This is a genomic window from Tatumella sp. UCD-D_suzukii, from assembly GCF_000611875.2.
Classification (GTDB): Bacteria; Pseudomonadota; Gammaproteobacteria; order Enterobacterales; family Enterobacteriaceae; genus Tatumella; species Tatumella ptyseos.
The window spans coordinates 1-10,210 of record NZ_JFJX01000010.1; the positions used below are offsets into that span (position 1 = coordinate 1).

Annotated in this window: 8 protein-coding genes and 1 pseudogene; 4 read left to right on the top strand and 5 right to left on the bottom strand. The window is 53.5% G+C overall.

Annotated features, from left to right (window positions below; translation table 11 throughout):
• The coding region (locus CG67_RS03970) for an Ig-like domain-containing protein (protein WP_235501099.1) at positions 1–1,680 on the bottom strand (1,680 nt) is incomplete at its 3' end.
• Positions 1,681–1,761: 81 nt separating this feature from the next.
• Positions 1,762–2,076, bottom strand: a pseudogene (locus CG67_RS18735) (BapA prefix-like domain-containing protein); the annotation flags it as partial.
• 969 nt (positions 2,077–3,045) lie between these two features.
• Here CG67_RS18735 and CG67_RS03975 point away from each other — a divergent pair.
• Positions 3,046–3,711 (top strand): YecA family protein, encoded by a 666-nt coding sequence (locus tag CG67_RS03975; protein ID WP_025901693.1) that lies wholly within the window; start codon positions 3,046–3,048, stop codon positions 3,709–3,711.
• A 47-nt stretch (positions 3,712–3,758) separates the two neighbouring features.
• Here CG67_RS03975 and CG67_RS03980 read toward each other — a convergent pair whose 3' ends face one another.
• Positions 3,759–5,516, bottom strand: a complete 1,758-nt coding sequence (locus CG67_RS03980) for a tannase/feruloyl esterase family alpha/beta hydrolase (protein ID WP_235501100.1) — start codon at positions 5,514–5,516, stop codon at positions 3,759–3,761.
• A 252-nt stretch (positions 5,517–5,768) separates the two neighbouring features.
• On the opposite strand from CG67_RS03980, the gene CG67_RS03985 reads away from it, so the two are divergent.
• From CG67_RS03985 to CG67_RS03995, 3 genes are all read left to right on the top strand, one after another.
• Complete coding sequence (locus CG67_RS03985; protein ID WP_025901695.1) at positions 5,769–6,209, top strand: hypothetical protein; 441 nt, start codon at positions 5,769–5,771, stop codon at positions 6,207–6,209.
• A 247-nt stretch (positions 6,210–6,456) separates the two neighbouring features.
• Positions 6,457–7,521 carry a sugar ABC transporter substrate-binding protein gene (locus CG67_RS03990; RefSeq protein ID WP_025901696.1) on the top strand — a complete coding sequence of 355 codons (1,065 nt, stop codon included), beginning with the start codon at positions 6,457–6,459 and terminating at the stop codon, positions 7,519–7,521.
• 7 nt (positions 7,522–7,528) lie between these two features.
• On the top strand, positions 7,529–8,770 hold the full coding sequence (locus CG67_RS03995) for an LVIVD repeat-containing protein (protein WP_025901697.1): 1,242 nt from the start codon (positions 7,529–7,531) through the stop codon (positions 8,768–8,770).
• 180 nt (positions 8,771–8,950) lie between these two features.
• Here the strand turns inward: CG67_RS03995 and CG67_RS04000 are convergent, their stop codons facing one another.
• Together CG67_RS04000 and CG67_RS04005 are read right to left on the bottom strand one after the other, a co-directional pair.
• Positions 8,951–9,721 (bottom strand): hypothetical protein, encoded by a 771-nt coding sequence (locus CG67_RS04000; protein ID WP_025901698.1) that lies wholly within the window; start codon positions 9,719–9,721, stop codon positions 8,951–8,953.
• Between the two features lie 298 nt (positions 9,722–10,019).
• Positions 10,020–10,210, bottom strand: a 191-nt coding sequence (locus CG67_RS04005; RefSeq protein WP_025901699.1) for an IS200/IS605 family transposase, incomplete at its 5' end; no start/stop codon positions are given.

Sequence of the window (10,210 nt, forward strand, 5' to 3'; positions counted from 1 at the left end):
GAGGATAGTGACGGTGTCGCCGGCTGCCGCGGTCCCTTTGAGAACAGGGGTGGCATCGTTACTGGCTTTCCCGCTCAGATCGTCCCCGGCGGAATCGGTCAGCGTCACGTTGGCTGCTGCTGCCGGCGCCGTGGTCTCGATCGTGACAGGAATCGCCGCCGAAGGCTGACTGGTATTGCCGGCGGCATCGGTAACGGTGGTGGTGATGCTGTGACTGCCGTCGGCCAGGGCCGGCAGGGTACTGCTCCAGCTGCCGTCGCTGCCTGCCGTGGCGGTGCCGATGGCTTTACCGTTGTCGAGGATAGTGACGGTGTCGCCGGCTGCCGCGGTCCCTTTGAGGATCGGGGTGGCATCGTTACTGGCTTTCCCGCTCAGATCGTCCCCGGCGGAATCGGTCAGCGTCACGTTGGCTGCTGCTGCCGGCGCCGTGGTCTCGATCGTGACAGGAATCGCTGCCGAAGGCTGGCTGGTATTGCCGGCGGCATCGGTGACTGTGGTGGTGATGCTGTGGCTGCCGTCGGCCAGGGCCGGCAGGGTGCTGCTCCAGCTGCCGTCGCTGCCCGCGGTGGCGGTGCCGATGGCTTTACCGTTGTCGAGGATAGTGACGGTGTCGCCGGCTGCCGCGGTGCCTTTGAGGATCGGGGTGGCATCGTTACTGGCTTTCCCGCTCAGATCGTCCCCGGCGGAATCGGTCAGCGTCACGTTGGCTGCTGCTGCCGGTGCCGTGGTCTCGACCGTGACAGGAATCGCAGCCGAAGGCTGGCTGGTGTTGCCGGCGGCATCGGTAACGGTGGTGGTGATGCTGTGGCTGCCGTCGGCCAGGGCCGGCAGGGTGCTGCTCCAGCTGCCGTCGCTGCCCGCCGTGGCGGTACCGATGGCTTTACCGTTGTCGAGGATAGTGACGGTGTCGCCGGCTGCCGCGGTGCCTTTCAGGACCGGGGTGGTGTCATTTGTCTCCGCTCCGGACAGGTTATTACCGTTACCGTCGGTCAGTTCGACATCACCGGCTGCTGCCGGTGCCGTGGTCTCGATCGTGACAGGAATAGCCGCCGAAGGCTGGCTGGTATTGCCGGCGGCATCGGTGACCGTGGTGGTGATACTGTGGCTGCCGTCGGCCAGGGCCGGCAGAGTGCTGCTCCAGCTGCCGTCGCTGCCCGCGGTAGCGGTGCCGATGGCTTTACCGTTGTCGAGGATAGTGACGGTGTCGCCGGCTTCCGCAGTCCCTTTCAGGACCGGGGTGGTGTCATTTGTCTCCGCTCCGGACAGGTTATTACCGTTACCGTCGGTCAGTCCGACATCACTGGCTGCTGCCGGCGCCGTGGTCTCGACCGTGACAGGAATCGCTGCCGAAGGCTGGCTGGTATTGCCGGCGGCATCGGTGACCGTGGTGGTGATGCTGTGGCTGCCGTCGGCCAGGGCCGGCAGGGTGCTGCTCCAGCTGCCGTCGCTGCCCGCCGTGGCGGTACCGATGGCTTTACCGTTGTCGAGGATAGTGACGGTGTCGCCGGCTGCCGCGGTGCCTTTGATAATTGGGGTGGTGTCATCAGTAGTCTTGCCGATTACAGAGTTACCAGAACTATTACTAATTTCTATATGACCTGCGGGGGAATTGTCTTCCTCAGAGGGAGATGAATTATCCGAAGAGGTTATATTGTCATGATGATTGGCACCTAAAAGCATAGCGCCTACACCCAGTAATGCAGCACCTACGGTGGCTATTTTTTCAAAACTTCCGGTTGCAGCATTATTTGCCGAAGATATTGAATCTAAACTTGTAATTGATGATAGGTGGAAATTATTATCATTATCATTTAACCACCATAAGTTTCCGTGATGATCCTCAATAACTAAATCACTATGTTGCCCGTTACTGTATGAAAGGAAAAAGTTTTTCAGTTTTAGATGATCTCCTGATGTGGTAACGATGACCAGATCATTCCCATCTCTGCTAAAAGAGGAAATCTGTTCACGGTTCAAATGAAGGAGAATTGTGCTAGGGCCTGAAATATTCACATTTGATGTATTCAGCGTAAGTTTCTGGCCGGTATCTTTTATCGTAACGGAGACATTTTCCATAGGATCATAATTACCTTTAAAAATATTTATTCAGGTGGATATTAACCAGCATCAGTAAGAACATATTTTGGTCACATAAATACAGGTTTTGATTTCGATGGCCTGAACTTGGTATTGGGCGAAAATCAACCAGCAGATGGGATATATCAGTTCTCAGATATTTTCCATCTGTTGACCAGGGCAGTAGTTTGCTTTTAATAGCACAGGGTTGTAAATATTAACTTATATTTAACTATTTTGGAAGCAAGTTTGTTTTTATTAAATGGATGAATAAATCACCATTTCATGTTTTTATGCTTATAAAACAAGGTATTACATTAAAATCCTGTTTGTTTCAAAATATATATTTTGTGTTTTTTTATTAATAACTATTAATGGTATTTTTGATTATCACGCTTCTTACAAGATAAGGAAATTTAAACTTAAACCCTATATTTTGGAGGGGTTTTCATATTGCTACATTAGTCTGTTATAGAGTCGCTGATTTTTTTGCGTCGTTTTACAAGCAGGCAGCCCTCGGATATCACGCTTTTACTCGGAAGCTACCTTAATAAATCATGATAAATTAACTCTCATCATTACATTACAGTTGAATATTTCGAAAGAGAGTGAAGGGGATTTTAGAAACACTATAATCTGCCAGGTCGTTTATTTAACCTTTATTCCTGTATGGTTATTTTTCTGTTGGAATAGTAATCATGATTATTATCTTGCTAAGAATACAGCAGAGCTCATTTGGTATCAGTGCGTGGAGTAACATGGAACGAATAGGGGGTTATAATACTTATCGGTTGGTAATATGACTCTCTATATTATCCTCCCCGAGCCGGAAGATGATGTATAATAAGTTGGAAATTAGCACGATCATGTATTTAAGAGGGAACGTTTTATATCATAAGACGTTCAGAATGTTATTGTCAGTAGCCTACAAGCACACGACATTTTACAGGCAGGGCATAGGAGCAGAAGATGGCGCAGGGTCCACTGACTGAGAAAGAGCTGGAATGGCTGGATGATATTTTTATGAAGTACGGGGATGACGATTCAGTGCTGGATGTTTCCGGGCTGGATGGTTTCCTTACGGCCATTCTGTCAGGGCCGGTCATGGTTGAGCCGGAAAGATGGCTGGTAGAAGTGTGGGGCGGAGCAGGTAAGGTGCCGCGCTGGAGTTCTGAACGCGAAATGGAACGGTTTATGAACCTCACTTTCCAGCATCTGGATGACATCGACCAGCGTTTATCGGACTATCCTGAACAGTTTGAACCGCTGTTTGGTTCCCGTGAAACAGAAGGTCAGGAGTTCACCATCGTTGAGGAATGGTGTTTCGGCTATCTGCGCGGAGTGGCACTCGGGGGCTGGCCGGAATTACCGGCGGCATTACAACCTGCGCTGGATGCCATTGCGTTACACGGACAGGAAGACAAATTCCCGCTGCTGGAAACCTTAAGCCCGGAAGCTTATGAAGAAAGTATCGACGCGATTTTACCGGCAGCACTGGCACTGCACAGCTATTGGCTGGAGCATCGCAGTGACGGAGTGGTCAGTCAGCCATTTATCGCAGAGGCCAAAGCCGGACGTAATGACCCTTGCCCTTGTGGCAGCGGGAAAAAATTTAAACAGTGTTGCCTGCACTAATCACCGGTGATCTCACGGGGAGAACCCCGTAACATCACCGGAGGGTATTAGTGGCTAATCACCTGTAGCTGATCACCCACGGCTTTGTAGTCTTTCTGATTGTCCGGGCCGATAAAGTCAGCGGCCGGGGCATTGACGTGAAAGGCAGCAAACGCTTCTGATTTTACCGGTTTCCAGGAAGAGGCCAGGTTTTTATCGCCTTCCCCTTTGTAGACCGCAATGTAAGGGTAAGGGTACACCGGACGGGTGGCTTTCAGTGCCGGCATCGCGCTGGCATAAGGCTTGCCGGGACGCTGAACCCCATGGAACGCCGTCTGAGTCGCACTGGCTGACGATGGCGGAGGGCCGGGCGGCATCTCTGCCCCGGCATTGAGTGTTTTACCAGTGATCAGTGCCTGAGGTGCTTTACCGTCTTCTGTCCAGGCCATTAGCGGTGTCAGTAAGTCGACCTGATCGTAACCTTCACCCCGTCCGCAGTGTGCCACGCCCGGTAACAGGAACAGCTTCATGAACGTATCCGTCTCCTTCTGACCGAGCGTTTTGACCACGCCCTGATAATAGGCCAGCGAGAAGGCCGGGCTTACTGAGTCATCAGCCAGCCCGTGCCACATAATCAGTTTACCGCCCTGCGCACGGAAAGGTGCCAGATTGGTATTCGCTGCGTTATACAGCGGGGCATAACGGGCGACTTTTTCAAAATTCGCCAGGTTGAGCGGGAAATCACGCATAGAGCGGATAGTGTTTTTACCCGGGGCCAGCAATACAGATTGCAGTGCCGGTAGTACCATCGATTCGGCCGGAGATGTGCCGTTGCGGGTGGCAGGTACAGGCCAGCGGAGTTCCGAACCGACAGGGAAGCCGCCCGGCACAAACTGATGACCCTGACCATCATTTGCCCCTTCATAGTAGCGACTGACGACGCCCAATTCTTCGCGGGTCAGGCAGGCTGAGTGATCTTTGTCACCGGGCTTACATATTTTGAACCAGGAAGGTGAGAAAGGGCAGGCATACGGGTTCTGCAGAATGCCGTCATTGACACCGGATAAGGTCGGGCAGTGGGCAAGCGCCGTTTTGTGGATCAATGGCAGGCGATCCGCTAACAGGATGGCAGAGCCGTCTTTACGTTCGTTGGCCACCATACTCCAGCCATGGAAGAAGGAGTTCTGGAAAGAGAAGAAGGCTGCCGGTGCGCCGGCACTGATCCCGTCGAAGTCTTTCGGAAAACGCTGGGCTTCCATCAGGGCCTCGCGGCCACCGTCAGAGCATCCCATAAAGTAGGCATATTTCTGTGGCTGATGATAGAGCGCAGAGATCAGTGCTTTGGAGAGCAGCGCAGTCAGGTGATTGGCTCGCCAGGCAAAATCAATCCGCTTTTGCGGATCTTCAGCCCAGGTGGCATCCATCATACTGCCGCTGTGGCCCATATCGGTAGCGGCAACCACAAACTCACCATTCATCGCAGGAATGCAACCGCCGGTATTCGAGAGCCTGAGATTGATCGTGCCGCATAATCCGCCACAACCTACCTGCAGAAAGCGCTGGGTCCAGTGTTCTGTCGGAAGCGCAACCTGCACGCCGATATCCGGCGCGATGCGGGCAGAAACTTTACAGTACGTCCCTTTTTCACTGTTTTCATTGCGGGCAGACAGGATTGTCACCGCCGCACCGGTTTGTGCAGAAAAATTCTGCTGCGCCAGCGCGCTACAGTCAATCACCGGTTTGACCACCGGTAATGTGGCCGCTTTCGTCAGCGGGCTGAAGAGAGAGAACAGCAGGCCGACAGCCAGCAGTCTGCAAACGATCATCAAAGATTTCATTACCTGAGTATCCGTTATTGGCAAGCGGGTATCCGTCCCGACAGACATATGCCTGGGAAACTGCGGGTGCTTCAGGACGGAGGATCCGCAGCAACGCATTAGCCGCATTGCTGCTGAATAAGCTTAGCAACCGGACGGCAGAAATGTATATTCACTGAAGCGTAAAAGAAGTGTTAAAACGCCGCACTTCTGTCACGTTCCGGCGGATGATGCGGCCTTCGGCCGAATAAAGGAGTCCTGATGAGCGAGTTTATTTTCTCTGTGTTACCTGCAGCCGTGGAATTTTATGACCGGCAGCAACATCTCAAGGCCAGGCTAGAGGGCGGCTACCAGACTACCGCGGCCGGGTTATTCAACACCGGACAGGCAGATGCACTTGCGACCGAAACGCTTATTTACCGGATTGAAGAAGTGCTGGAATCCGAAGGCAGAATTGTTTCTCTGGGCGGCATTGCGATATGCCATGACCCGTTATTGGGCAGGGTGTGCGGGGACTTTCTGGCGGGCGAAACAACCATTACGCCCGCGGGCGTTGAGGTGGCCTTTAATCGTTTGTCTGAACAACTTTCTTATGCCCCTCTGGCGCTGACCGGCCTGCAAACGGGGACGTTCTGTTACTTCGTATTCATCCGCGAAATGATCCATCATCTGCAGATAGCTCACCTTTACTACCAGCCCTGAAAATATCTGAAATATTTTTAATATCCTCCTGAACAGAGGGTAGCCAGCGGTCAGGGGATTATGTAATATGACGTCTGGACATCCAGACGGATATACGTGCAGACGCATAATATTATCCGGCAGGGATCAGGGAAAAACACCGGTCAGTACCGGTAAACCGCAGACACTGAGCCGCAGGTGCGACATTCCGGGCGGCAGCACTATTACAATAATCAGCCTGATCACAGGCGGGTATACAGGACAGAACATGAAAAAAATTGCATTCTCATTACTGGCATTAAGCCTGTTCAGCACCGCTCCCGTTTTTGCCGACACTATGACTCCGGTGCCTGCGGCCATTGCCAGCCACCACGGTCCAATCCGTATTGCGGTTATCCGTAACCTGGGGTCAGATGATAACACCACCCAGTTTGTCGCCGGGGCTATCAAACAGGCGAGAAAACTGGGCTTTAAGGTCAATACCTTCCTGAGTAACGGGGATGATGCGCGTTTCCAGGACTTCGTGAACCAGGCGATCACCCAAAAATATGACGGGATTATCCTGTCACAGGGCCGTGCACCTTACTCAGAAGATCTGGTGAAACGCATCACTCAGGCAGGGATCGCAGTCTCTGTCTTTGATACGGCGGTGCCTGACAATATTCCGGGCGTGACAGTGACCCGTCAGGATGATGCTTCCCTGACGGATATGTCTTTCGGACAGCTGGTGAAAGATTTCCACGGTAAAGCGAATATCGTCAAGCTATGGGTCGCCGGTTTCCCGCCGATGGATCGTCGTGAAAAAGAGTATCAGAAGTTACTGAAGCAGAACCCGGGCATTAAACAGCTGGAGTCTCTGGGGGCAGTATCCAGTGATGTTCAGGGCGATACCGCGAACAAAGTCGGTGCCATCCTGGCGAAATATCCGAAAGGAAAAATCGATGCTATCTGGGGATCATGGGATGCGTTCAGCCAGGGTGCTTATAAAGCCTTACAGGAAAATGGCCGGACAGAGATCAAGCTTTACAGCATTGATATCTCCAACCAGGATCTGCAGATGATGCACAGCAAAAATAGCCCGTGGCAGATGACGGCGGCCGTCGATCCGCAGTTGATCGGTGCCACTAACGTCCGCCTGGTCGCGCTGAAAATTGCCGGCGAAAAAACGCCAGCGACCTATGAATTTAAAGCAGCTTCAGTCTCGCAGGCACTGCTGAAACAGCAGAGCGGTGATGTCAACATGGCCAGCCTGCCAAAAATTATTCCGGGCTGGGGAACGACGCAGGATTTCGTCGCACCATGGTTTGCCACCCTCGAAGCAAAAGCGAAATAAGACAGCGATGAGCGCGCTACCACCACCGGAATACAGCCGCAATATGCGGCTTATCGGGCACAGTGATCAGGGGGGGCGGCCGGACGGCGTCCAGCTTATGGTTCATCGCGGGTTTGCCTATATCGGTCATATGGTCTCCTCCGGGTTTTCGGTGGTGGATGTGCGGGATCCCTCCCGATCGAAAACGGTGAATTATATTGCCGCACCGCCCGGAACCTGGAACATACACCTGCAGGCCCATGACGATCTGTTACTGGTGATCAATGCCCGTGACCTGTTTGCGGATACGCGTTTTGCCGATGAGAAAGTCTATTACACCCGACAGGTCGGTGAGACGGTCAGTGATGTGCAGGATAAAGGCTGGAGTGCCGGTCTGCGTATTTTTGATATCTCGGTGCCGCAGAGTCCGCGTGAGATAAGTTTTCTGTCACTCGGAGGCATTGGTATCCACCGCATCTGGTATGTGGGGGGACGCTGGGCCTATGTCTCGGCGTTGCTGGACGGTTTTAGCGATTATATCTTCCTGACCATTGATTTAGCGGATCCGCGCCATCCGACGGTCGCCGGTAAATGGTGGCTGCCCGGCATGAATCAGCAAGCCGGCGAAGTGCCTGACTGGCCGGAAGGTAAACGTTATGCCCTGCATCACGCGATCATCAGCGGAGATACGGCCTATGGGAGCTGGCGTGACGGGGGACTGACGTTACTGAACATCAAAGATCGCACCGCCCCGGAACTGATCAGTCATCGCAACTGGAGCCCGCCTTTTGGTGGCGGTACGCATACGGCGCTGCCTTTACCGGACCGGGATTTACTGGTCGTTCTGGACGAAGCGGTGCTCGATCAGCAGCAGGATGGAGAAAAATTGATCTGGCTGTTTGATATTCGAGACCCGGCGAACCCGGTCAGTATTTCGACCTTTCCGCCGCCGGATGAAGCCGATTATATTGCCAAAGGAGCGCATTTCGGGCCACATAACCTGCATGAAAACCGGCCAGGCAGCTTTATCAGTTCCACGCTGATCTTTGCGACCTATCAGAATGCCGGGGTACGTGCGTATGACATCAGCAATCCTTACCGGCCGGTAGAAACCGGTGCGCTGGTGCCGGCGGCCCCCGAAAAAATGATGGATACCCGGCCCGGACGTCCGCAGGTGATCCAGTCCTGTGATGTCTTCGTGGATGCACAGGGGATCATTTACAGTACGGACTACAACGGCGGCTTGTCGGTTATCGAATATCTGGGCTGATGGCTCAGGCCGGTCGTTCAGACCGGCCCGGATCCTGTTGCCGTTTTCCTCCCGCCGGGGACCGGACTGACCCGGAGTCAGTCGGCGGATTATCATCCTCAGCAATTACCGTCCGGAGGCGTACGGATGGCAGGGGGATATGATCGCCCGTCGCAACCGGAGGTGCAGGCGGCCTTCCCTTTAGCAGATAGCCGGTAGTGCCGTGACCTGGCGGATCAGCGTTTCTCTGGCGTTATCCAGCAGTTGCGGGTTGGTTTGCCGGGATAACTCTGCCCGGGATTTTTTACCCAGGAAGTAATGGATCCTTTCACTGTTCGCACCGGAAGGGTGCGGTAATCCCGCCAGTACCCGCGCCGGATCGATCCGCTGTTGCTGAACCAGTAGCGCCACACCTTGTGTTGCCACCGGCCCCAGCGGGACAAAGACCGCCTGCGGAAGTTGCGCAGCTTCTGCCGCGAACCCGCGTTCAATGCTGTGTCTCAGCAGTGCTGACTGGCGGAAAGACGGGGTATTGTTATAATTTTTGCCGTTCACAAACACCGGCTGATTAAACAGCGAGGTAAAATGCACCAGTGACAGATGGTCCCCGAATAATGCTCTGCAGGAAGGGAGGGCCAGCCAGTCAGCCAGCCCGACAGCATCCAGTAGCTGGATCAGATTATTGCGGATAGCACCGCTGAACGCACCCTGCTGTTTTGCGAGGAATAACGCCTGCTCATCACTGCTGCCCGCCAGCAAAGCCTGCTGTGCCGCAGTGACCGCATCCCGCCATTGCTGGTAACCCGGGGTGATCCCGACCAGCACGATGCGGGCAGCCGGATTCAGGTAGTCAAACGGGATGTAGTATTCAGCCAGAGCGCCTTCCTGACCCAGTAAAAATTCCTGAGGGAGCTGTCGGCGGACAGAGGGGGTAAAGTCTTTAATGGCCTGACGGAACTGGCTGAACATCATGAGCATTATCCTGAACAAATTTCACGAGATATTCCGGCTCCCCGCCCGTGGAGGTCAGGGTTAATTCTGACTGGCCGGTATGGCAATCATAAAACAGCATTAACCTGGCACCCGGCAGGGGGAATAAACTCACCCTGTGGAACGGGCCATGCAGAGGCTCCGCTGTGGAGACCGGTATCCGGGTACAGATAAATAAATATCCTCCGGCATAGCCGGAGGTTTTTCAAATGCGCCTGTAAGGCTCTCTTACCAGCAGCGCCCTAACAGGCGCATCGCAATCTGACATTTGCATTTTGGATTACTTACGGCCCGTAAACGGGCTTCCCGGATAAGGGATCGACAACTGCTCTCCCATTTTATCCGCTTCGAGCTGGTGCTTTATATATTCCTGTATCTTTTTCGTGTTCTTGCCTACCGTGTCTACATAGTATCCACGGCACCAGAACTCCCTGTTTCTATACTTAAATTTCAAATCCCCGAACTGTTCAT

Excerpts from the sequence above, each read along its gene's own strand:
- CG67_RS03990 (WP_025901696.1), top strand. The coding sequence starts at position 6,457 with ATGAAAAAAATTGCATTCTCATTACTGGCATTAAGCCTGTTCAGCACC.
- CG67_RS03985 (WP_025901695.1), top strand. The coding sequence starts at position 5,769 with ATGAGCGAGTTTATTTTCTCTGTGTTACCTGCAGCCGTGGAATTTTAT.
- CG67_RS03995 (WP_025901697.1), top strand. The coding sequence starts at position 7,529 with ATGAGCGCGCTACCACCACCGGAATACAGCCGCAATATGCGGCTTATC.
- CG67_RS04000 (WP_025901698.1), bottom strand. The coding sequence starts at position 9,721 with ATGATGTTCAGCCAGTTCCGTCAGGCCATTAAAGACTTTACCCCCTCT.
- CG67_RS03980 (WP_235501100.1), bottom strand. The coding sequence starts at position 5,516 with ATGATCGTTTGCAGACTGCTGGCTGTCGGCCTGCTGTTCTCTCTCTTC.
- CG67_RS03975 (WP_025901693.1), top strand. The coding sequence starts at position 3,046 with ATGGCGCAGGGTCCACTGACTGAGAAAGAGCTGGAATGGCTGGATGAT.